This is a genomic window from Pseudomonas lurida (genome assembly GCF_002563895.1).
GTDB lineage: Bacteria > Pseudomonadota > Gammaproteobacteria > Pseudomonadales > Pseudomonadaceae > Aquipseudomonas > Aquipseudomonas lurida.
Map to the genome: position 1 here is coordinate 5,630,886 of NZ_PDJB01000001.1, position 23,058 is coordinate 5,653,943.

Here is a 23,058-nt window from a genome sequence, read left to right on the forward strand (position 1 = left end):
AAGATTAGAAGCGGTAGTGCGAGAAAGCTTTGTTAGCTTCAGCCATACGGTGCACGTCTTCACGCTTCTTAACAGCAGCACCTTTACCTTCAGCAGCGTCCAACAGTTCGCCAGCCAAACGCAGAGCCATAGACTTCTCGCCGCGCTTACGGGCGAAGTCTACCAACCAGCGCATTGCCAGAGCGTTACGACGGGACGGACGAACTTCAACCGGAACCTGGTAAGTAGCACCGCCTACACGGCGCGACTTCACTTCGACCAGCGGAGCGATGGCGTCGAGAGCTTTCTCGAAGATTTCCAGGGGGTCGCTGTTCTTGCGTTCTTTAACCTTTTCCAGCGCGCCATAAACGATACGCTCGGCAACGGCTTTCTTGCCGCTTTCCATCACGTGGTTCATGAACTTGGCCAGGATTTGGCTTCCGTATTTTGGATCGTCAAGCACTTCGCGCTTGGCTGCTACGCGTCTTCTTGGCATGGATAAGCCCTCAAACGGTCTTCAGGTTCGCTCGGAATCGGTGCCCTTTCGGGACGCCTCCGACCTTACTCTTATCGACTCAGAAAATAAGATGATTCAGTTTTACAAAAAGCCGCTACTACTTAGGCTTCTTGGTACCGTACTTCGAACGACCCTGGTTACGACCTTTAACGCCGGAAGTATCCAAGGAGCCGCGTACGGTGTGGTAACGAACACCTGGCAAGTCTTTTACACGACCGCCACGGATCAGTACCACGCTGTGCTCTTGCAGGTTGTGACCTTCACCACCGATGTACGAGGAAACCTCGAAACCGTTGGTCAGGCGCACACGGCATACTTTACGCAGTGCCGAGTTAGGTTTTTTCGGCGTAGTGGTATACACGCGAGTGCATACGCCACGACGTTGCGGGCAGTTCTGCAGCGCAGGTACGTCGGATTTCTCGACGATACGCTTACGCGGCTGACGTACCAGCTGGTTGATAGTTGCCATCTACTAGCTCCACTGTTGTCTTGCGACGCTATTGTCTTGCAAGAAAAGCAAAATGGCAGGAACGAATTCCCGCCAAATTTAGGGGTACAAGAGTCTAAAGAGGATCTTGTCCCCAGTCAAGGCAAGGCCCCGACCTCCCCTCTCATCGAACCGGGGCAAAAATGCCTCGATCCGACGAATGGGGGCTGCCAGGGCCCAGACTTATTTATCGCAGAACTCAGTTACCGCTTGAGTTCAGCGCTTCGGTCAGTGCAGCTTCCACTTCACTGGCGCTTACGCGCAACGGCTTGTCAGCATCACGGCGGCGCTTGCGCTCGCTGTGGTAAGCCAAACCGGTACCGGCTGGGATCAGACGACCCACAACCACGTTTTCTTTCAGGCCGCGCAAGTAATCGCGCTTGCCGGTTACCGCTGCTTCGGTCAGTACGCGAGTGGTCTCCTGGAAGGAGGCCGCCGAGATGAACGATTCAGTCGACAACGACGCCTTGGTGATACCCAGCAGCACGCGAGTGAACTTGGAAACGAATTTCTCTTCGTTCGCCAGGCGCTCGTTTTCCACCAGTACGTGAGTCAGTTCCATCTGGTCGCCCTTGATGAAACTGGAATCGCCGGATTCAGCGATTTCAACTTTACGCAGCATCTGACGCAGGATGGTCTCGATGTGCTTATCGTTGATCTTCACGCCTTGCAGGCGGTAAACGTCCTGGATCTCGTTAACGATGTACTTGGCCAGCGCACTCACACCCAGCAGACGCAGGATGTCGTGTGGATCGCTCGGACCGTCGGAGATAACTTCGCCGCGGTTTACCTGTTCGCCTTCGAACACGTTCAGGTGACGCCACTTAGGAATCAGCTCTTCATACGGATCGCTACCGTCGTTCGGGGTAATGACCAGACGGCGCTTGCCCTTGGTCTCTTTACCGAACGCGATGGTGCCGCTGACTTCAGCCAGAATCGACGCTTCTTTCGGACGACGCGCTTCGAACAAGTCGGCAACACGCGGCAGACCACCGGTGATGTCACGGGTTTTCGAAGTTTCTTGCGGGATACGCGCGATAACATCACCGATCGCGATCTTCGCACCATCCGCTACACCGACCAGGGCGTTGGCTGGCAGGAAGTACTGAGCGATTACGTCAGTGCCTGGCAGCAACAGATCCTTGCCGTTGTCATCAACCATCTTCACGGCAGGACGGATGTCTTTACCGGCAGCTGGACGATCTTTGGCGTCGAGTACTTCAATGTTGGTCATACCGGTCAATTCGTCAGTCTGACGCTTGATCGTGATGCCCTCTTCCATGCCCACGTAGGTCACGGTACCTTTCATTTCGGTAACGATTGGGTGAGTGTGCGGATCCCACTTGGCCACGATTGCGCCAGCGTCGACCTTGTCACCTTCTTTAACCGAAATCACAGCACCGTACGGCAGCTTGTAACGCTCACGCTCACGACCGTAGTCATCAGCGATTGCCAGCTCACCGGAACGGGACACAGCAACCAGGTGGCCATCCACTCGCTCAACGTGCTTGAGGTTGTGCAGACGGACCGTACCGCCATTCTTCACCTGAACACTGTCAGCTGCGGAGGTCCGGCTTGCCGCACCACCGATGTGGAACGTACGCATGGTCAGCTGGGTACCCGGTTCACCGATGGACTGGGCAGCGATAACGCCGACCGCTTCACCGATGTTCACCTGGTGACCACGAGCCAAGTCACGGCCGTAGCACTTGGCGCAGATACCGTAGCGGGTTTCGCAGCTGATCGGCGAGCGAACAATCACTTCGTCGATGCTGTTGAGTTCGATGAACTCGACCCACTTCTCGTCGACCAGGGTGCCGGCAGGAACGATAACTTCCTCGGTACCTGGCTTGAATACGTCACGGGCAATGACACGACCCAATACGCGCTCACCCAGCGGCTCTACAACGTCACCGCCTTCAATGTGCGGAGTCATCAGCAGGCCATGCTCGGTGCCGCAATCGATCTCGGTCACGACCAGATCTTGTGCAACGTCTACCAGACGACGAGTCAGGTAACCGGAGTTAGCGGTTTTCAACGCGGTATCCGCCAGACCTTTACGAGCACCGTGAGTCGAGATGAAGTACTGAAGTACGCTCAAACCTTCACGGAAGTTCGCAGTAATCGGCGTTTCGATGATGGAACCGTCCGGCTTGGCCATCAGGCCACGCATACCGGCGAGCTGACGGATCTGCGCAGCAGAACCCCGTGCGCCCGAGTCGGCCATCATGTACATCGAGTTGAAGGACTCTTGGTCAACTTCGTCACCGTGACGGTCGATGACTTTCTCTTTCGAGAGGTTGGCCATCATCGCCTTGGAAACTTCGTCGTTCGCCTTCGACCAAAGGTCGATTACTTTGTTGTACTTCTCGCCCTGGGTTACCAGGCCGGAGGCGTACTGGCTTTCGATTTCTTTCACTTCGTCGGTGGCTGCACCGATGATGCGGGCTTTTTCATCCGGGATAACGAAGTCGTTAACACCGATGGAAACGCCGGAAATGGTCGAGTAAGCAAAACCGGTGTACATCAACTGGTCAGCGAAGATAACGGTCTCTTTCAAACCAACCACGCGGTAGCACTGGTTGATCAGCTTGGAGATCGCCTTTTTCTTCATCGGCAGGTTGACGACGTCGTACGACAGACCTTTCGGCACAACTTGATACAACAGCGCACGGCCGACAGTCGTGTCGACGATACGAGTGTTGGTCACGCTGCCGCCATCACGGTCGTTGACGGTTTCGTTGATCCGCACTTTGACCTTGGCGTGCAATGCGGCTTCGCCGGCACGGAACACACGGTCAACTTCTTGCAGGTCAGCGAACACACGACCTTCGCCCTTGGCGTTGATCGCTTCACGAGTCATGTAGTACAGACCCAATACAACGTCCTGCGACGGAACGATGATTGGCTCACCGTTGGCTGGCGACAGAATGTTGTTGGTCGACATCATCAACGCGCGCGCTTCCAACTGGGCTTCCAGTGTCAGCGGTACGTGCACGGCCATTTGGTCGCCGTCGAAGTCGGCGTTGTACGCAGCACAGACCAGCGGGTGCAGCTGGATAGCCTTACCTTCGATCAGTACTGGTTCAAACGCCTGGATGCCCAGACGGTGAAGGGTCGGTGCACGGTTGAGGAGAACCGGGTGTTCGCGGATCACTTCAGCGAGAACGTCCCACACCTCTGGCAGTTCGCGCTCGACCATTTTCTTGGCCGCTTTGATGGTGGTCGCGAGACCGCGCATTTCCAGCTTGCCGAAGATGAATGGCTTGAACAGCTCAAGTGCCATCTTCTTAGGCAGACCGCACTGGTGCAGACGCAGGGTCGGGCCTACGGTAATTACCGAACGACCGGAGTAGTCAACACGCTTACCGAGCAAGTTCTGACGGAAACGACCTTGCTTACCCTTGATCATGTCAGCCAGGGATTTCAGAGGACGCTTGTTCGAACCGGTGATAGCGCGGCCACGACGACCGTTGTCGAGCAAGGCATCGACAGCTTCTTGCAACATACGCTTTTCGTTGCGCACGATGATGTCCGGAGCGGACAGATCAAGCAGGCGCTTCAAGCGGTTGTTACGGTTGATCACGCGACGGTACAGGTCGTTGAGGTCGGAAGTCGCGAAACGACCACCGTCCAACGGTACCAGCGGACGCAGGTCTGGCGGCAGAACCGGCAGAACGGTCAGCACCATCCACTCTGGCAGGTTGCCGGAGCCCTGGAAGGCCTCCATCAACTTCAGACGCTTGGACAGCTTCTTGATCTTGGTTTCGGAGTTGGTTTGCGGAATTTCTTCACGCAGACGGCCAATCTCGTGTTCCAGGTCGATAGCGTGCAGCAGTTCGCGGACAGCTTCGGCACCCATGCGGGCATCGAAATCGTCGCCGAACTCTTCCAGCGCTTCGAAGTACTGCTCGTCGTTCAGCAGCTGGCCTTTTTCAAGGGTGGTCATGCCTGGATCGATAACGACATAGCTCTCGAAGTAGAGAACGCGTTCGATATCACGCAGGGTCATGTCCATCAGCAAGCCGATACGGGACGGCAGCGATTTCAGGAACCAGATGTGGGCAACCGGCGAAGCCAGTTCGATGTGCGCCATACGCTCACGACGAACCTTGGCCAGTGCAACTTCAACGCCGCACTTCTCGCAGATCACACCACGGTGCTTCAAGCGCTTGTACTTACCGCACAGGCACTCGTAATCCTTAACCGGGCCAAAGATCTTGGCGCAGAACAGGCCGTCACGCTCGGGTTTGAACGTACGGTAGTTGATGGTTTCCGGCTTTTTAACTTCACCGAACGACCACGAACGGATCATCTCAGGCGATGCCAACCCAATACGGATGGCGTCGAACTCTTCGACTTGACCCTGGTTTTTCAGCAAATTCAGTAGGTCTTTCAAGGCCTTTCCTCCTGGCGGAGCAGAGAGCGGGCTAAACAGCCCCGCTCTCGATTCGCGTCACGTGTTATTCGGTTTCCAGATCGATATCGATGCCGAGGGAACGAATTTCTTTGATCAACACGTTGAAAGACTCGGGCATGCCCGGCTCCATACGGTGATCGCCGTCCACGATGTTTTTGTACATCTTGGTCCGACCGTTCACATCGTCCGACTTCACTGTGAGCATTTCTTGCAGAGTGTAAGCAGCACCGTATGCTTCCAGTGCCCAGACCTCCATCTCCCCGAAACGCTGACCACCGAACTGAGCCTTACCACCCAGCGGCTGCTGGGTAACCAGGCTGTACGAACCGGTAGAACGAGCGTGCATCTTGTCGTCTACCAAGTGGTTCAGCTTCAGCATGTACATGTAGCCAACAGTAACCGGGCGCTCAAACTTGTTGCCGGTACGGCCGTCGAACAGCTGCATCTGGCCGCTTTCTGGCAGGTCTGCCAGTTTCAGCATGGCCTTGATTTCGCTTTCCTTGGCACCGTCGAACACCGGGGTAGCCATCGGAACGCCGCCGCGCAGGTTCTTCGCCAGGTCCAGGATTTCCTGGTCGGAGAAGGTGTCCAGCTCTTCGTTGCGACCGCCGATCTCGTTGTAGATCTCGTGCAGGAACTTACGCAGGTCTGCGACCTTGCGCTGCTCTTCGATCATACGGTTGATCTTCTCGCCCAGACCTTTGGCCGCGAGGCCCAGGTGGGTTTCAAGGATCTGACCAACGTTCATACGCGAAGGTACGCCCAACGGGTTGAGGACGACGTCGACCGGGGTGCCATTGGCATCGTGCGGCATGTCTTCAACCGGCATGATCACAGAGACCACACCTTTGTTACCGTGACGACCGGCCATCTTGTCGCCCGGCTGGATGCGGCGACGGATTGCCAGGTAAACCTTGACGATTTTCAGCACGCCTGGAGCCAGGTCATCGCCCTGCTGCAGTTTGCGCTTCTTGTCTTCGAACTTGTCGTCCAGCAGACGGCGACGATCAACGATGTAGGCCTGGGCCTTCTCGAGCTGCTCGTTCAGAGCATCTTCAGCCATGCGCAGTTTGAACCACTGGCCGTGCTCAAGACCGTCGAGGACTTCGTCGGTGATGTCCTGACCTTTCTTCAGGCCTGCGCCGCCTTCGGCCTTATGGCCTACCAGGGCGGAACGCAGACGTTCGAAGGTCGCACCTTCAACGATACGGAACTCTTCGTTTAGGTCCTTGCGGATCTCGTCGAGCTGGGTCTTCTCGATGGACAGTGCACGAGCATCACGCTCAACGCCGTCACGGGTGAAGACCTGTACGTCGATGACAGTACCTTTGGTACCGGTAGGTACGCGCAGGGAGGTGTCTTTAACGTCGCTGGCTTTTTCACCGAAGATCGCGCGCAACAGCTTCTCTTCCGGAGTCAGCTGGGTCTCGCCTTTCGGAGTGACCTTACCAACCAGGATGTCGCCCGCGCCTACTTCAGCACCTACGTAAACGATACCGGCTTCGTCCAGCTTGTTCAGTGCAGCTTCACCCACGTTCGGGATGTCTGCAGTGATTTCCTCTGGCCCAAGCTTGGTGTCACGTGCCACACAGGTCAGTTCCTGAATGTGGATCGTGGTGAAACGGTCTTCCTGAACAACACGCTCGGACAGGCAGATGGAGTCTTCGAAGTTGAAGCCGTTCCACGCCATGAACGCGATGCGCATGTTCTGACCCAGCGCCAGTTCACCCATATCGGTGGACGGGCCGTCGGCCATGATGTCGCTGCGCTGAACGCGATCACCCTTGCTCACCAGCGGACGCTGGTTAATGCAGGTGTTCTGGTTCGAGCGGGTGTATTTGGTCAGGTTGTAGATGTCGACACCGGCTTCGCCAGTTTCTACTTCGTCATCGGCAACACGAACCACGATACGGCTAGCATCCACAGAATCGATCACGCCGCCACGACGAGCCACGACGCAAACGCCGGAGTCACGAGCTACGTTACGCTCCATGCCGGTACCTACCAGCGGCTTGTCAGCGCGCAGGGTGGGTACAGCTTGACGCTGCATGTTGGAACCCATCAACGCACGGTTGGCGTCATCGTGCTCCAGGAACGGGATCAGCGACGCTGCAACCGAAACTACCTGCTTCGGCGAAACGTCCATCAAGGTGACGTCTTCCGGCGCCTTGACGGTGAACTCGTTCAGGTGACGAACAGCTACCAGTTCGTCGATCAGGACTTTCTTGTCGTTCATCGTGGCCGAAGCCTGAGCGATCACGTGATCTGCTTCTTCGATGGCGGACAGGAATACGATCTCGTCGGTGACCAGAGCGTCTTTCACCACGCGGTACGGGCTCTCGAGGAAGCCGTACTGGTTGGTGCGCGCATAAGCGGCCAGGGAGTTGATCAGACCGATGTTCGGACCTTCCGGCGTTTCGATCGGGCAAACACGACCATAGTGCGTCGGGTGTACGTCACGAACTTCAAAGCCAGCACGCTCACGGGTCAGACCGCCCGGGCCCAGTGCGGATACACGGCGCTTGTGGGTGATCTCGGAGAGCGGGTTGTTCTGGTCCATGAACTGGGAAAGCTGGCTGGAACCAAAGAACTCTTTCACCGCCGCAGCCACTGGCTTGGCGTTGATCAGGTCTTGCGGCATCAGGCCTTCGCTTTCAGCCATCGACAGACGCTCTTTGACCGCACGCTCAACACGTACCAGGCCAACGCGGAACTGGTTCTCGGCCATTTCGCCTACGCAGCGAACACGACGGTTACCCAGGTGGTCGATGTCATCGACGATGCCTTTGCCGTTACGGATGTCGACCAGGGTCTTCAGGACCGCAACGATATCTTCCTTGCACAACACGCCCGAACCTTCGATCTCGGTACGACCGATACGACGGTTGAACTTCATCCGGCCGACCGCAGACAGGTCATAGCGCTCAGGGCTGAAGAACAGGTTGTTGAACAGGGTTTCGGCAGCGTCTTTGGTCGGTGGCTCGCCAGGACGCATCATGCGATAGATCTCGACCAGCGCTTCCAATTGGTTGCTGGTGGAGTCGATCTTCAGTGTGTCGGAGATGAACGGACCGCAGTCGATGTCGTTGGTGTACAGGGTCTCGATACGAACAACCTGGGCCTTGGCGATTTTGGCCAGGATCTCGGTGTTCAGCTCGGTGTTGCACTCAGCCAGGATTTCGCCTGTAGCCGGGTGAACGATGACCTTGGCGGTAGTGCGACCCAGGACGTAGTCCAGAGGCACTTCCAGTTCCTTGATACCGGCTTTTTCGATCTGGTTGATGTGGCGCGCAGTGATACGACGGCCAGCTTCAACAATGACCTTGCCTTTTTCATCCTGGATATCCAGAACGGCAATTTCACCACGCAGACGCGACGCGATCAGCTCCAGCTTGAGGGTTTCATCCTTCAGGCTGAATACGTTGGTGGTGTAGAAGGCGTCCAGCACTTGCTCAGTGGTATAGCCGAGCGCGCGCAGCAGTACCGAGGCCGGCAGCTTGCGACGACGGTCGATACGCACGAACACGCAGTCTTTCGGGTCGAACTCGAAGTCCAACCACGAACCACGGTACGGAATGATCCGCGCGGAGTACAGGAGCTTGCCGGAGCTGTGCGTCTTGCCGCGGTCGTGGTCGAAGAACACGCCCGGGGAACGGTGCAGCTGGGAAACGATCACACGCTCGGTACCGTTGATAACGAAGGTACCGTTCTCAGTCATCAATGGGATTTCGCCCATGTAGACTTCTTGCTCTTTGATGTCCTTGATCGCTTTGTTCGACGATTCTTTGTCGAAAATGATCAGGCGGACTTTTACCCGCAAAGGTACGGCGTACGTAACACCGCGCAACACGCATTCTTTGACATCAAATGCCGGTTCGCCCAGGCGATAACCCACGTACTCCAGCGCAGCATTGCCGGAGTAGCTGATGATCGGGAAAACGGATTTGAAGGCCGCATGCAGGCCCACGTCGCGGAACTGATCTTTGGTCGCTCCCGCCTGCAAGAATTCACGATACGAATCCAGCTGGATAGCCAGAAGGTACGGGACATCCATGACGTCCGGCAACTTGCTAAAGTCCTTGCGGATACGTTTTTTCTCAGTATATGAGTAAGCCATCAGCGTTCCCCAGCTTGGTCACCTGCTTGTTTGGCCCCTCCGACGGGAGCAGCCAGAAAATCTTGCAAACCCCATGGTTTGCACCACCGCTTCGGGTGGCTACAGCGCGTTAATGGCGGCGACCGAGTCGACAGCCAAGAACGGAAAAAGGCCGGTGGCAAGAGCCACCAGCCATCAGCCTTCAGCTTAACGCTTGGGCTGGAGACGCAAGGTCGATGCTTACTTCAGCTCGACTTTAGCGCCTGCTTCTTCCAGAGTAGCTTTGGCTTTGTCAGCTGCGTCTTTGGCAACAGCTTCCAGAACCAGGGCAGGAGCGCCGTCAACTACAGCCTTGGCTTCTTTCAGGCCCAGACCGGTCAGTTCACGTACTGCCTTGATCACGTTTACTTTCTTCTCGCCAGCTTCGGTCAGCATGACGTTGAATTCGGTTTGCTCTTCAACAACGGCAGCAGCAGCAGCTGGGCCAGCGGAAGCAGCGGCAGCGGAAACGCCGAATTTTTCTTCGAAAGCTTTGATCAGCTCAACAACCTGCAGAACCGACATTTCAGCTACGGCGTTGAGGATATCGTCTTGGGAGATAGACATTGCTGTATTTCCTGAATTGGGGGACGGCCTACTCGGCCATCGAAATAAACAAAAATACGCGAGAGAAGTCGCTCAGCCTTAGGCTGCGGCGGCTTCTTTTTGCTCGCGAACTGCGGCCAGAGTACGAGCCAGCTTGCTGGTAGCGCCTTGAATCACGCTCATCAGCTGCGAAATGGCTTCGTCGCGGGTCGGCAGTGTTGCCAGTACGTCGATTTGGTTAGCTGCGAGGAACTTGCCCTCGAACGCAGCTGCCTTGATCTCGAACTTATCCTGACTCTTGGCGAATTCTTTGAACAAACGGGCAGCAGCGCCTGGATGTTCTTTGGAGAACGCGATCAGAGTCGGGCCGGTGAACACGTCGTTGAGAACACTGTATTCAGTGTCAGCAACAGCGCGCTTGAGCAGGGTGTTACGTACAACACGTACGTATACGCCAGCTTCACGAGCCTCTTTACGGAGTCCGGTCATAGCGCCTACTGTCACACCACGGGCATCAGCCACGACAGCGGACAGAGCAGCTTTGGCAGCCTCGTTGACTTCAGCGACGATGGCCTTCTTGTCTTCGAGATTAATTGCCACGGGTTTAACTCCTGCTTGTTACCGTTTCATCTGGCCGGAGCCGGATGTCGTTTTGGTGTCTGATTCGGTAAGGAACCGGGAGCACCATCTGCGTAGGCTTGTGGTTTAAGACTTGCGTCGCCTACGGTCTTGGATAGCCCCCGCCAGGCAGGGACCCCAATTTTTTCAATTGACGTAATCTCTCACGCCAACCTGTGTCTTATACGTCGAGCGAACCTTGGTCGATGACCAGACCTGGGCCCATAGTGGTGCTCAGGGTAACGCGCTTGACGTAGATACCTTTCGAGGAAGCTGGCTTGATACGCTTCAGATCAGCGATCAGGGCTTCAACGTTTTCCTTCAGCTTGACGGCATCGAAGCCGACTTTGCCAACGGAGGTGTGAATGATGCCGTTTTTGTCGGTGCGATAACGAACCTGACCAGCCTTGGCGTTTTTAACCGCGGTAGCTACGTCTGGCGTTACGGTGCCGACTTTCGGGTTAGGCATCAGGCCACGTGGACCCAGGATCTGACCCAACTGACCTACAACGCGCATTGCATCCGGGGAAGCAATAACTACGTCGTAGTTCAGGTCGCCGCCTTTCATTTCGGCAGCCAGGTCATCCATGCCAACGCGATCAGCGCCGGCGGCCAGAGCAGCTTCAGCTGCCGGGCCTTGGGTGAAGACAGCTACACGTACAGTCTTGCCAGTACCGTGTGGCAGCACAGTTGCGCTACGAACGACCTGGTCGGATTTACGTGGGTCAACACCCAGGTTCACAGCAACGTCAACGGACTCGCTGAACTTGACAGTCGACAGCTCGGTCAGCAGGGCGGCGGCGTCTACAAAGTTGTAGGACTTGCCCGCTTCGATTTTGCCGGCGATAGCCTTTTGGCGCTTGGTCAGCTTAGCCATTACACACCCTCCACGTTAAGGCCCATGCTACGAGCAGAACCGGCGATGGTACGCACGGCTGCATCCATATCAGCTGCAGTCAGATCCGCGTTTTTGGTTTTCGCGATTTCTTCCAGCTGAGCACGAGTCACGGTGCCAACCTTAACGGTGTTCGGACGAGCGGAACCGCTAGTCAGACCAGCAGCTTTCTTCAACAGAACCGAAGCCGGGGTCGACTTGGTTTCGAAAGTGAAGCTACGGTCGCTGTATACAGTGATGATCACTGGAGTCGGCAGACCTGGCTCAAGACCCTGAGTACGGGCGTTGAAGGCCTTGCAGAATTCCATGATGTTCACGCCGTGCTGACCCAGAGCTGGACCGACGGGTGGGCTAGGGTTGGCCTGAGCGGCCTTCACTTGCAGCTTGATGTAAGCGGTAATCTTCTTGGCCATGAGGCACTCCAATTACGGGTTCAAGCGCCTCGAAAGGCTCCCCGGTTACTTGCGCGTTTATCCCAGTGACGACAAAACCCCACAGCCTAAGGCTGCGGGGTTGGGATGCTTGTTCAGCTAGACCTTCTCGACCTGGCTGAACTCTAACTCTACCGGAGTAGAGCGACCGAAAATGAGCACTGCCACTTGGATCCGGCTCTTTTCGTAGTTAACTTCTTCGACAGTACCGTTGAAATCAGCAAACGGACCATCTGTGACACGAACAACCTCACCCGGCTCGAAGAGCGTCTTCGGCTTAGGCTTGTCGCTACCATCAGCAACACGACGCAGAATCGCTTCCGCCTCTTTGTCGGTGATAGGAGCAGGCTTATCAGCGGTACCGCCAATGAAACCCATGACACGAGGAGTGTCCTTGACCAAGTGCCAAGTACCTTCATTCATGTCCATCTGAACCAGCACATAGCCAGGGAAGAACTTGCGTTCGCTTTTGCGCTTCTGGCCATTCCGCATTTCAACCACTTCTTCAGTGGGAACCAGAATTTCGCCGAAGCCATCTTCCATGCCTGCCAGCTTTACGCGCTCTAGCAAAGAGCGCATAACATGCTTCTCGTAACCCGAGTAAGCATGCACAACGTACCAACGCTTAGCCACGGGACACCCTTAGCCAACAATCAAGGAAACAAGCCAGCCGAGCAGGGAATCAAGCCCCCACAACAGCAACGCCATAACCAGTACAACAGCCACAACGATCAACGTGGTCTGCGTGGTTTCTTGGCGAGTCGGCCAAACGACTTTACGGATTTCGGTGCGAGCTTCCTTTACCAGGACCGCGAAAGACTTGCCTTTGGCAGTCTGCAGGCCTACAAAGGCAGCTACAGCAGCAAGGGCAAGCAAAGCGAGTACGCGGTACAGGATCGGCGAAGCAGAATAGTACTGATTACCAACAACGCCTACGACCACCAAGGCGACTACAGCGAGCCACTTGACCAGATCGAAACGAGAGCTTTGAGCTTCAGCCTTAGGAGTCATCTATGAAGATCCTGTGAAAAGAAAGCCAGACACACCACGTGAATCTGGCAGGTCAGGAGGGAATCGAACCCCCAACCTACGGTTTTGGAGACCGTCGCTCTGCCAATTGAGCTACTGACCTAAAACAAAATCAGGCCGACCATTATGCAGGCCTGAAAAAGACTTTACAACAACCAACCCCACTAGACTTGAAATCGCCCTACAAGACCAGGCGCAACACCATCAAGCCGAGGTAGCTGTTAAAACAAAGGCAGATATTTTCATATCTGCCTTGTTATATGGAGCTCTTGAGCGGATTTGAACCGCTGACCTCACCCTTACCAAGGGTGTGCTCTACCAACTGAGCTACAAGAGCAAAACACCTGCACAACCTGCAAACTTGGAGCGGGTAGCGGGAATCGAACCCGCATCATCAGCTTGGAAGGCTGAGGTTCTACCACTAAACTATACCCGCGGAGCTTGCAGCTCACGCTAAAAATGGTGGAGGGGGAAGGATTCGAACCTTCGAAGTCGTAGACGTCAGATTTACAGTCTGATCCCTTTGGCCGCTCGGGAACCCCTCCTAAGCGAGCCGGCATTTTACATTACGCCGACCTTCTGTCAAGCATTTTCTCATTTAAAAATATGAGGTTAGCTGCATTGACCTTCGCTTCACCTTGTTGACCTTGAAGGTCTTCACTGCGAAGCGGGCGCCATTCTATGCAAACTATTCGAGAGTTGCAACGCCTTCGCACAACATTATCTTATGTTTTAACTCATTGAATTCCTTAGCAAGGTTTTCAAAGGGCAGATCGTCAGCAAGGCGTCGACTTTCGGGGGCTACGCGGAGCCAGTAGCCCGAGGCATCCGCAGTATTCAACAATTGAACCTTGACCTTTATATCCAGGCTCGTGAGCCGTTGCTCAACAGACTGAGCCTGGCGCAGATCCGCAAAGCCACCGATGTACAGGCAAGTGCTTTGCGTCTCTGACGCTTTTGCGCGATCTCGGCGCACCACAGCGTCAGAGGACTCACTGAGCAGGCGAATGTCCTGCTGTGAGCCTTTGTAAAGGCTCAGGGGCGTGACATCTTTAGCGCGCAACGGCGCTTCTTGTTGATGCCAAATGTAGTAGAAGGCGTTGAGAACAAGTAGAAGCAAAAACAGCCAACGCATAATCACCTCAGGACAAAGGGCAAGCCATCGCCAAGCCGACAAATACCAGGTCAGGAACGAGTCGCGCCTGCGGCACTGCATCCGTCACCAGATCAGCGTCTCCTCCGGTCAGGAACACGGTGAAGTCATCCCCCCAATAGCTTCTCGCCAACTCTAACTGAGTCAGTACAAACCCTCTCAGCATCAGCGTGCAGCCACGCTCCACCGCCTCTACGGTGGTACGACCCGGGGAGAGGCGCTCGAGCGCCCTTTCAGCGGCGGCGTCGTCATAGCGTATCTTGCGCGTGTGGGTTCGCAGTTGGTTGCGCATGAGAGGCATACCTGGGCAAATGAACCCACCCAGATGCTCGCCGTCCGCCGCAATAAAATCTGCTGTGGCTGCCGTGCCAAAATCAAGCACCAGACAAGCGCCGCGCGCCAGCTTGAACCCACCAAGCATCGCCAACCAGCGATCAAGCCCCAGACGCTCGAAATCTTCGTAGCCGTTGCGCACCCCAGCTATCTCTCGTGCGGGAGCAGCACACGAAACAGCAATGCCGAAAGCCTCATGCAGGGTCGCAACCAGCTTGCTTGTTTCTTCCAAGGCGCGAACGCTCACCAATCGGCAGCGCGTCAGTAACAACCCAGGAAGCGCTACCAGGCTTTCAATCAACGCCAGATCCGAACCAACAACCCCCTCCGCCGAAGCGCTCGCCTTTTCCGACTCGAGCACACGCCATTTGATAAAGCTATTCCCACAGTCGAGCTCAAGAATCATCACGCAACCTCAGGCTTAACTCTCCGCCACTGTAAATTTTCTCAACGCCATCGACGTCCAAGCGCAATGCCCCCTGACGGTCTACACCCAGCACGACCCCATCAACCTGGTTAACACCCGCTATAAGAGACACCGGCCGCCCCTGCCATGCGTGATTCTGCTCCCACTCCTCTTGAAGCGCGACAAAACCGCCCTTGCGATGCTGATCAAGGTAGCCTTGCAACTGCAGCCCCAGCTGCGCCACTAACGCGTTGCGATCAACCGGAAAGCCGGTCTCAAGCTGCACCGAAGTCCATTGCTGGTCTACTTCGTCAGCTCTCTGCATATTCACATTGATACCTATTCCGAGGACAACGTGACAGATATCAGCAGGGTCCCCTACCAACTCCAGCAAAATTCCGGCGATCTTCTTCTGCCCGACCAGGACATCGTTTGGCCACTTCAGCCCAGCCCCCCGCACACCCGACTCGCGCAAGGCCTGCATGACCGCCAAACCTACGACGAGGCTTAGCCCCTCCAATTGCCGAAGACCAGCCTCAATACGCAATACAAGACTGTAATAAACGTTTTGCGCAAAAGGGCTGACCCACTTCCGCCCTCTTCTGCCTCTTCCCGCTGTTTGCTGTTCAGCAAGCACCAGGAACGGTGCCGCGCAACCCGCATCAACAAGACGCAAGGCTTCGGCATTCGTGGAGTCAATGGAATCAGATATATGAACAGGCCATGCCAACGAGGGTGCGTGCAGCGCAATATCCTCAGCACTCAGGAACACCAGCGGTGACGCCAACTGGTACCCCTTGCCCCGAACCTTATGGATGGGCAGATTCAACTCAGCCTCAAGGTGCTGGAGCTGTTTCCAGACAGCACTGCGACTGACACCGAGGGCGGCGCCAAGTGCTTCTCCGGAATGAAATCGGCCATCTTTCAGAAGTTTTAACAACGTCAGCATGCAAGTATCGCCTCACAATGAGGCACGCATGATAGCCATGCGCAGGGTCATTGCATAGAAACGCCGGACTTTAGCATTGAAGGACAGGCCAATGAGCCTCTACGAACTTTTCGACCGCCCAAAACAAAACCCCTGTCTGCGTTAGCAAACAGGGGTTCTGGAATTTAATCTTGACGATGACCTACTCTCACATGGGGAAACCCCACACTACCATCGGCGATGCATCGTTTCACTGCTGAGTTCGGGATGGGATCAGGTGGTTCCAATGCTCTATGGTCGTCAAGAAATTCGGGTACTGAGTCGTGGCCAGCTGGCCTCGCTTCAGCAAAATGGGTATGTGATAGCTTTCGGTGTTTGTGAGATTCGAACTTTCGGTTCATTTCGTCTTCACACACCGCAATCTGATGCTCGTTAGAGTAGTCAAATTGCTTGGGTGTTATATGGTCAAGCCTCACGGGCAATTAGTATTGGTTAGCTCAACGCCTCACAGCGCTTACACACCCAACCTATCAACGTCGTAGTCTTCGACGGCCCTTCAGGGAACTCAAGGTTCCAGTGAGATCTCATCTTGAGGCTAGTTTCCCGCTTAGATGCTTTCAGCGGTTATCTATTCCGAACATAGCTACCCGGCAATGCCACTGGCGTGACAACCGGAACACCAGAGGTTCGTCCACTCCGGTCCTCTCGTACTAGGAGCAGCCCCTCTCAAATCTCAAACGTCCACGGCAGATAGGGACCGAACTGTCTCACGACGTTCTAAACCCAGCTCGCGTACCACTTTAAATGGCGAACAGCCATACCCTTGGGACCGGCTTCAGCCCCAGGATGTGATGAGCCGACATCGAGGTGCCAAACACCGCCGTCGATATGAACTCTTGGGCGGTATCAGCCTGTTATCCCCGGAGTACCTTTTATCCGTTGAGCGATGGCCCTTCCATACAGAACCACCGGATCACTAAGACCTACTTTCGTACCTGCTCGACGTGTCTGTCTCGCAGTCAAGCGCGCTTTTGCCTTTATACTCTACGACCGATTTCCGACCGGTCTGAGCGCACCTTCGTACTCCTCCGTTACTCTTTAGGAGGAGACCGCCCCAGTCAAACTACCCACCATACACTGTCCTCGATCCGGATAACGGACCTGAGTTAGAACCTCAAAGTTGCCAGGGTGGTATTTCAAGGATGGCTCCACGCGAACTGGCGTCCACGCTTCAAAGCCTCCCACCTATCCTACACAAGCAAATTCAAAGTCCAGTGCAAAGCTATAGTAAAGGTTCACGGGGTCTTTCCGTCTAGCCGCGGATACACTGCATCTTCACAGCGATTTCAATTTCACTGAGTCTCGGGTGGAGACAGCGCCGCCATCGTTACGCCATTCGTGCAGGTCGGAACTTACCCGACAAGGAATTTCGCTACCTTAGGACCGTTATAGTTACGGCCGCCGTTTACCGGGGCTTCGATCAAGAGCTTCGCGTTAGCTAACCCCATCAATTAACCTTCCGGCACCGGGCAGGCGTCACACCCTATACGTCCACTTTCGTGTTTGCAGAGTGCTGTGTTTTTAATAAACAGTCGCAGCGGCCTGGTATCTTCGACCGGCATGAGCTTACGGAGCAAGTCCTTCACCCTCACCGGCGCACCTTCTCCCGAAGTTACGGTGCCATTTTGCCTAGTTCCTTCACCCGAGTTCTCTCAAGCGCCTTGGTATTCTCTACCCAACCACCTGTGTCGGTTTGGGGTACGGTTCCTGGTTACCTGAAGCTTAGAAGCTTTTCTTGGAAGCATGGCATCAACCACTTCGTTATCTAAAAGATAACTCGTCATCAGCTCTCGGCCTTAGAATCCCGGATTTACCTAAGATTCCAGCCTACCACCTTAAACTTGGACAACCAACGCCAAGCTGGCCTAGCCTTCTCCGTCCCTCCATCGCAATAACCAGAAGTACAGGAATATTAACCTGTTTTCCATCGACTACGCTTTTCAGCCTCGCCTTAGGGACCGACTAACCCTGCGTCGATTAACGTTGCGCAGGAAACCTTGGTCTTTCGGCGTGGGTGTTTTTCACACCCATTGTCGTTACTCATGTCAGCATTCGCACTTCTGATACCTCCAGCAAGCTTCTCAACTCACCTTCACAGGCTTACAGAACGCTCCTCTACCGCATCACTTACGTGATACCCGTAGCTTCGGTGTATGGTTTGAGCCCCGTTACATCTTCCGCGCAGGCCGACTCGACTAGTGAGCTATTACGCTTTCTTTAAAGGGTGGCTGCTTCTAAGCCAACCTCCTAGCTGTCTAAGCCTTCCCACATCGTTTCCCACTTAACCATAACTTTGGGACCTTAGCTGACGGTCTGGGTTGTTTCCCTTTTCACGACGGACGTTAGCACCCGCCGTGTGTCTCCCATGCTCGGCACTTGTAGGTATTCGGAGTTTGCATCGGTTTGGTAAGTCGGGATGACCCCCTAGCCGAAACAGTGCTCTACCCCCTACAGTGATACATGAGGCGCTACCTAAATAGCTTTCGAGGAGAACCAGCTATCTCCGAGCTTGATTAGCCTTTCACTCCGATCCACAGGTCATCCGCTAACTTTTCAACGGTAGTCGGTTCGGTCCTCCAGTTAGTGTTACCCAACCTTCAACCTGCCCATGGATAGATCGCCCGGTTTCGGGTCTATTCCCAGCGACTAGACGCCCTATTAAGACTCGCTTTCGCTACGCCTCCCCTATTCGGTTAAGCTCGCCACTGAAAATAAGTCGCTGACCCATTATACAAAAGGTACGCAGTCACAGAACAAAGTCTGCTCCCACTGCTTGTACGCATACGGTTTCAGGATCTATTTCACTCCCCTCTCCGGGGTTCTTTTCGCCTTTCCCTCACGGTACTAGTTCACTATCGGTCAGTCAGTAGTATTTAGCCTTGGAGGATGGTCCCCCCATATTCAGACAAAGTTTCTCGTGCTCCGTCCTACTCGATTTCATGACTAAGAGATTTTCGCGTACAGGGCTATCACCCACTATGGCCGCACTTTCCAGAGCGTTCCGCTAATCTCAAAGCCACTTAAGGGCTAGTCCCCGTTCGCTCGCCACTACTAAGGGAATCTCGGTTGATTTCTTTTCCTCAGGGTACTTAGATGTTTCAGTTCCCCTGGTTCGCCTCTTGCACCTATGTATTCAGTACAAGATAACCATCTTATGATGGCTGGGTTCCCCCATTCAGACATCTCCGGATCAAAGTCTGTTTGCCGACTCCCCGAAGCTTTTCGCAGGCTACCACGTCTTTCATCGCCTCTGACTGCCAAGGCATCCACCGTATGCGCTTCTTCACTTGACCATATAACCCCAAGCAATCTGGTTATACTGTGAAGACGACATTCGCCGAAAATTCGATAATACTCAATTACGAGTAACTCACAAATTTTACCTTAGCCTGATCCGTTACCAGTGAAAGTAACGTTCAGTCTATCTTTCTATCACATACCCAAATTTTTAAAGAACGATCTAATCAAAGACTAGAAATCAACATTCATCACCGTCTTGGTGGAATGCTCATTTCTAAGCTTTCAAAACTTTCAGAAGCAGTAGTGGTGGAGCCAAACGGGATCGAACCGTTGACCTCCTGCGTGCAAGGCAGGCGCTCTCCCAGCTGAGCTATGGCCCCGTATTTCTACAGGCGTTTCCCACACAAAATTGGTGGGTCTGGGCAGATTCGAACTGCCGACCTCACCCTTATCAGGGGTGCGCTCTAACCAACTGAGCTACAGACCCAATTTCGGGCTGCTTCTTATCGTCTTCTTCAATGAATCAAGCAATTCGTGTGGGAACTTATGGAGCAGCTGATGTCGTCGATTAAGGAGGTGATCCAGCCGCAGGTTCCCCTACGGCTACCTTGTTACGACTTCACCCCAGTCATGAATCACACCGTGGTAACCGTCCTCCCGAAGGTTAGACTAGCTACTTCTGGTGCAACCCACTCCCATGGTGTGACGGGCGGTGTGTACAAGGCCCGGGAACGTATTCACCGCGACATTCTGATTCGCGATTACTAGCGATTCCGACTTCACGCAGTCGAGTTGCAGACTGCGATCCGGACTACGATCGGTTTTATGGGATTAGCTCCACCTCGCGGCTTGGCAACCCTCTGTACCGACCATTGTAGCACGTGTGTAGCCCAGGCCGTAAGGGCCATGATGACTTGACGTCATCCCCACCTTCCTCCGGTTTGTCACCGGCAGTCTCCTTAGAGTGCCCACCATTACGTGCTGGTAACTAAGGACAAGGGTTGCGCTCGTTACGGGACTTAACCCAACATCTCACGACACGAGCTGACGACAGCCATGCAGCACCTGTCTCAATGTTCCCGAAGGCACCAATCTATCTCTAGAAAGTTCATTGGATGTCAAGGCCTGGTAAGGTTCTTCGCGTTGCTTCGAATTAAACCACATGCTCCACCGCTTGTGCGGGCCCCCGTCAATTCATTTGAGTTTTAACCTTGCGGCCGTACTCCCCAGGCGGTCAACTTAATGCGTTAGCTGCGCCACTAAAAGCTCAAGGCTTCCAACGGCTAGTTGACATCGTTTACGGCGTGGACTACCAGGGTATCTAATCCTGTTTGCTCCCCACGCTTTCGCACCTCAGTGTCAGTATTAGTCCAGGTGGTCGCCTTCGCCACTGGTGTTCCTTCCTATATCTACGCATTTCACCGCTACACAGGAAATTCCACCACCCTCTACCATACTCTAGTCAGTCAGTTTTGAATGCAGTTCCCAGGTTGAGCCCGGGGATTTCACATCCAACTTAACAAACCACCTACGCGCGCTTTACGCCCAGTAATTCCGATTAACGCTTGCACCCTCTGTATTACCGCGGCTGCTGGCACAGAGTTAGCCGGTGCTTATTCTGTCGGTAACGTCAAAACAGTTACGTATTAGGCAACTGCCCTTCCTCCCAACTTAAAGTGCTTTACAATCCGAAGACCTTCTTCACACACGCGGCATGGCTGGATCAGGCTTTCGCCCATTGTCCAATATTCCCCACTGCTGCCTCCCGTAGGAGTCTGGACCGTGTCTCAGTTCCAGTGTGACTGATCATCCTCTCAGACCAGTTACGGATCGTCGCCTTGGTGAGCCATTACCCCACCAACTAGCTAATCCGACCTAGGCTCATCTGATAGCGCAAGGCCCGAAGGTCCCCTGCTTTCTCCCGTAGGACGTATGCGGTATTAGCGTCCGTTTCCGAACGTTATCCCCCACTACCAGGCAGATTCCTAGGCATTACTCACCCGTCCGCCGCTCTCAAGAGAAGCAAGCTTCTCTCTACCGCTCGACTTGCATGTGTTAGGCCTGCCGCCAGCGTTCAATCTGAGCCATGATCAAACTCTTCAGTTCAAACATCTTTGGGTTTTTAAGAAACCCTAAACTTGGCTCAGCAATCGTTGGTTACATCTTTGATTTCTCGCGGAGTAACTTGTGATGCTGATAATCTTGTTGACTATCAGTCTGACTCCACAAGCACCCACACGAATTGCTTGATTCAGTTGTTAAAGAGCGGTTGGTTAAGATCTTTCGTCTCAACCGAGGCGCGCATTCTACAGCAGCCTCATTTGCTGTCAAGTGATTATTTTCAGAAGTTTTCGAAGAATTCTTCAACAACTTCAACCACTTGCGCTTCCGATCTCTCGTTAGCGGGAGGCGAATTCTACAGCGTTACACGCTGCTGTCAACACCTCTTTTTCTCCGCTTTCGACCGAGAAGATCGAAACGTTAATAGAGCCAAACAACACCGCTCTACCAACTCCTTCTGGGCTTCGATGAACTGAAGCAACTCGCTGTCGAATTCTGCGTAACTGCTTGTTTACCAAGGAGTTTTACGTTTCGACTGCGCCGGAAGTGGGGCGAATTATAGACAGATATAATTCGCCGTCAACACTTAATTTCAGGTTTATTCGGATTTGAGCGTAATGCGCGCAAATGCCTTCTTCCCAGCCTGACAAACATGAGTGGCGCCCAGCTCGTATATAAAGGTGCGATCAACAACCTCACCATCTACACGCACACCACCGGAACCCAGGAGGTCACGCGCGACCGCCGAGTTCTTGACCAGGCCTGCCTTATTAAGGACGGCAGCAATCGGCATTGCCTCAGCAGCAGACAGTTCGATCTCCGGCAGATCATCCGGCAGCTCGCCATCCTTCATGCGATTGCCCGCTGCGCGATGAGCATTCGCCGCAGCCTCTTCGCCGTGGAAGCGCGCAACAATCTCTTCCGCCAGCTTGATCTTCACGTCACGCGGATTGGCACCTGCCTCTACATCAGCACGCAGCGCATTGATCTCATCCATCGAACGGAAACTCAGCAACTCGAAGTAACGCCACATCAGCGCGTCAGGAATCGAGACCAGCTTGCCGTACATCACGCCCGGCGCCTCCTGGATACCGACATAGTTGCCCAGGGACTTGGACATCTTCTTGACGCCATCCAAACCTTCCAGCAACGGCATAGTGAGAATGCACTGGGCCTCCTGCCCATACGCACGCTGCAACTCACGCCCCATCAACAGGTTGAACTTCTGGTCGGTACCACCCAGCTCAACGTCCGCACGCAACGCTACCGAGTCATAACCCTGGACCAGCGGATAGAGGAACTCATGAATGGCGATCGGTTGATTGGTGGAGTAACGCTTGTCGAAGTCATCACGCTCAAGCATGCGCGCGACGGTGTACTGGGAAGTCAGGCGAATGAAATCCGCCGGCCCCATCTGATCCATCCAAGTGGAGTTGAACGCCACCTCGGTCTTCGCCGGATCGAGAATCTTGAATACCTGTGTCTTATAGGTCTCGGCATTATCGAGGACCTGCTCACGGGTCAGCGGCGGGCGCGTGGCGCTCTTGCCACTCGGATCACCGATCATCCCGGTGAAGTCACCTATAAGGAAGATGACCTGATGCCCCAGCTCCTGGAACTGACGCAGCTTATTAATAAGCACGGTATGGCCCAAGTGCAGATCCGGCGCAGTCGGATCAAAGCCAGCCTTAATACGCAGGGGTTGGCCACGCTTGAGCTTTTCGATCAGCTCTGCCTCGACCAACAGTTCTTCCGCACCACGTTTTATCAGCGCTAGCTGCTCTTCAACCGACTTCATAACAGACCCGCAAGGCTCAGAT

At 54.5% G+C, this 23,058-nt stretch carries 14 protein-coding genes, 6 tRNA genes and 3 rRNA genes; all 23 read right to left on the minus strand.

The features are described 5' to 3' along the window. Positions 1–4 precede the first annotated feature (4 nt). Positions 5–475: a 30S ribosomal protein S7 gene (gene rpsG, locus ATH90_RS25720; RefSeq protein ID WP_002555493.1), complete on the minus strand. Its 471-nt coding sequence runs from the start codon at positions 473–475 to the stop codon at positions 5–7. Positions 476–593: 118 nt separating this feature from the next. After that, a complete protein-coding gene (rpsL, locus tag ATH90_RS25725; RefSeq protein WP_002555494.1) occupies positions 594–965 on the minus strand; it encodes a 30S ribosomal protein S12 in 372 nt (123 codons plus the stop codon). A gap of 217 nt (positions 966–1,182) precedes the next feature. After that, on the minus strand, positions 1,183–5,382 hold the full coding sequence (rpoC, locus tag ATH90_RS25730; protein ID WP_034109564.1) for a DNA-directed RNA polymerase subunit beta': 4,200 nt from the start codon (positions 5,380–5,382) through the stop codon (positions 1,183–1,185). A 64-nt stretch (positions 5,383–5,446) separates the two neighbouring features. Next, positions 5,447–9,520 carry a DNA-directed RNA polymerase subunit beta gene (gene rpoB, locus ATH90_RS25735; RefSeq protein ID WP_034109566.1) on the minus strand — a complete coding sequence of 1,358 codons (4,074 nt, stop codon included), beginning with the start codon at positions 9,518–9,520 and terminating at the stop codon, positions 5,447–5,449. Between the two features lie 219 nt (positions 9,521–9,739). Continuing rightward, positions 9,740–10,105, minus strand: coding sequence for a 50S ribosomal protein L7/L12 (gene rplL / locus ATH90_RS25740; protein ID WP_034109568.1), 366 nt, complete (start codon positions 10,103–10,105; stop codon positions 9,740–9,742). Positions 10,106–10,183: 78 nt separating this feature from the next. Next, positions 10,184–10,684 (minus strand): 50S ribosomal protein L10, encoded by a 501-nt coding sequence (gene rplJ / locus ATH90_RS25745; protein ID WP_016969477.1) that lies wholly within the window; start codon positions 10,682–10,684, stop codon positions 10,184–10,186. A 199-nt stretch (positions 10,685–10,883) separates the two neighbouring features. Beyond that, complete coding sequence (rplA, locus tag ATH90_RS25750; protein WP_003176434.1) at positions 10,884–11,579, minus strand: 50S ribosomal protein L1; 696 nt, start codon at positions 11,577–11,579, stop codon at positions 10,884–10,886. Next, the gene (rplK, locus tag ATH90_RS25755) at positions 11,579–12,010 is read right to left on the minus strand and encodes a 50S ribosomal protein L11 (protein ID WP_003176435.1); all 432 of its coding nucleotides are present in this window, start codon (positions 12,008–12,010) and stop codon (positions 11,579–11,581) included. Before rplK ends, rplA begins: the two co-directional genes overlap by 1 nt. Before the next feature lie 117 nt (positions 12,011–12,127). After that, positions 12,128–12,661 carry a transcription termination/antitermination protein NusG gene (nusG, locus tag ATH90_RS25760; RefSeq protein WP_003176436.1) on the minus strand — a complete coding sequence of 178 codons (534 nt, stop codon included), beginning with the start codon at positions 12,659–12,661 and terminating at the stop codon, positions 12,128–12,130. 9 nt (positions 12,662–12,670) lie between these two features. Then, positions 12,671–13,039, minus strand: coding sequence for a preprotein translocase subunit SecE (gene secE / locus ATH90_RS25765; RefSeq protein ID WP_003194658.1), 369 nt, complete (start codon positions 13,037–13,039; stop codon positions 12,671–12,673). A 45-nt stretch (positions 13,040–13,084) separates the two neighbouring features. Next, positions 13,085–13,160, minus strand: a tRNA-Trp gene (locus ATH90_RS25770). Between the two features lie 158 nt (positions 13,161–13,318). Further along, positions 13,319–13,394: transfer RNA gene (locus ATH90_RS25775), tRNA-Thr, on the minus strand. Between the two features lie 25 nt (positions 13,395–13,419). Beyond that, positions 13,420–13,493, minus strand: a tRNA-Gly gene (locus tag ATH90_RS25780). 24 nt (positions 13,494–13,517) lie between these two features. After that, positions 13,518–13,602: transfer RNA gene (locus ATH90_RS25785), tRNA-Tyr, on the minus strand. Between the two features lie 143 nt (positions 13,603–13,745). Further along, positions 13,746–14,192: a hypothetical protein gene (locus ATH90_RS25790; RefSeq protein ID WP_034109570.1), complete on the minus strand. Its 447-nt coding sequence runs from the start codon at positions 14,190–14,192 to the stop codon at positions 13,746–13,748. 7 nt (positions 14,193–14,199) lie between these two features. After that, positions 14,200–14,949 (minus strand): pantothenate kinase, encoded by a 750-nt coding sequence (locus tag ATH90_RS25795; RefSeq protein WP_098467451.1) that lies wholly within the window; start codon positions 14,947–14,949, stop codon positions 14,200–14,202. Next, complete coding sequence (gene birA / locus ATH90_RS25800; protein ID WP_098467452.1) at positions 14,939–15,898, minus strand: bifunctional biotin--[acetyl-CoA-carboxylase] ligase/biotin operon repressor BirA; 960 nt, start codon at positions 15,896–15,898, stop codon at positions 14,939–14,941. Before birA ends, ATH90_RS25795 begins: the two co-directional genes overlap by 11 nt. Positions 15,899–16,066: 168 nt before the next feature. Further along, positions 16,067–16,182: ribosomal RNA gene (gene rrf, locus ATH90_RS25805) — 5S ribosomal RNA — on the minus strand. Positions 16,183–16,338: 156 nt separating this feature from the next. Further along, positions 16,339–19,230, minus strand: a 23S ribosomal RNA gene (locus tag ATH90_RS25810). Between the two features lie 251 nt (positions 19,231–19,481). After that, positions 19,482–19,557: transfer RNA gene (locus ATH90_RS25815), tRNA-Ala, on the minus strand. A 30-nt stretch (positions 19,558–19,587) separates the two neighbouring features. After that, positions 19,588–19,664, minus strand: a tRNA-Ile gene (locus ATH90_RS25820). 82 nt (positions 19,665–19,746) lie between these two features. Continuing rightward, a 16S ribosomal RNA gene (locus tag ATH90_RS25825) occupies positions 19,747–21,283 on the minus strand. Together the 16S, 23S and 5S rRNA genes with 2 tRNA genes alongside form the textbook arrangement of a ribosomal RNA operon. Before the next feature lie 553 nt (positions 21,284–21,836). Continuing rightward, positions 21,837–23,036 (minus strand): tyrosine--tRNA ligase, encoded by a 1,200-nt coding sequence (gene tyrS / locus ATH90_RS25835; RefSeq protein ID WP_034109594.1) that lies wholly within the window; start codon positions 23,034–23,036, stop codon positions 21,837–21,839. Positions 23,037–23,058: the final 22 nt, after the last annotated feature.

Bases quoted from the DNA above. Each gene is read 5' to 3' on its own strand.
- rpsG (WP_002555493.1), bottom strand. From the start codon at position 475: ATGCCAAGAAGACGCGTAGCAGCCAAGCGCGAAGTGCTTGACGATCCA.
- rplA (WP_003176434.1), bottom strand. From the start codon at position 11,579: ATGGCTAAGCTGACCAAGCGCCAAAAGGCTATCGCCGGCAAAATCGAA.
- rpsL (WP_002555494.1), bottom strand. From the start codon at position 965: ATGGCAACTATCAACCAGCTGGTACGTCAGCCGCGTAAGCGTATCGTC.
- ATH90_RS25790 (WP_034109570.1), bottom strand. From the start codon at position 14,192: ATGCGTTGGCTGTTTTTGCTTCTACTTGTTCTCAACGCCTTCTACTAC.
- secE (WP_003194658.1), bottom strand. From the start codon at position 13,039: ATGACTCCTAAGGCTGAAGCTCAAAGCTCTCGTTTCGATCTGGTCAAG.
- rpoB (WP_034109566.1), bottom strand. From the start codon at position 9,520: ATGGCTTACTCATATACTGAGAAAAAACGTATCCGCAAGGACTTTAGC.
- tyrS (WP_034109594.1), bottom strand. From the start codon at position 23,036: ATGAAGTCGGTTGAAGAGCAGCTAGCGCTGATAAAACGTGGTGCGGAA.
- rplK (WP_003176435.1), bottom strand. From the start codon at position 12,010: ATGGCCAAGAAGATTACCGCTTACATCAAGCTGCAAGTGAAGGCCGCT.
- birA (WP_098467452.1), bottom strand. From the start codon at position 15,898: ATGCTGACGTTGTTAAAACTTCTGAAAGATGGCCGATTTCATTCCGGA.
- rplL (WP_034109568.1), bottom strand. From the start codon at position 10,105: ATGTCTATCTCCCAAGACGATATCCTCAACGCCGTAGCTGAAATGTCG.
- ATH90_RS25795 (WP_098467451.1), bottom strand. From the start codon at position 14,949: ATGATTCTTGAGCTCGACTGTGGGAATAGCTTTATCAAATGGCGTGTG.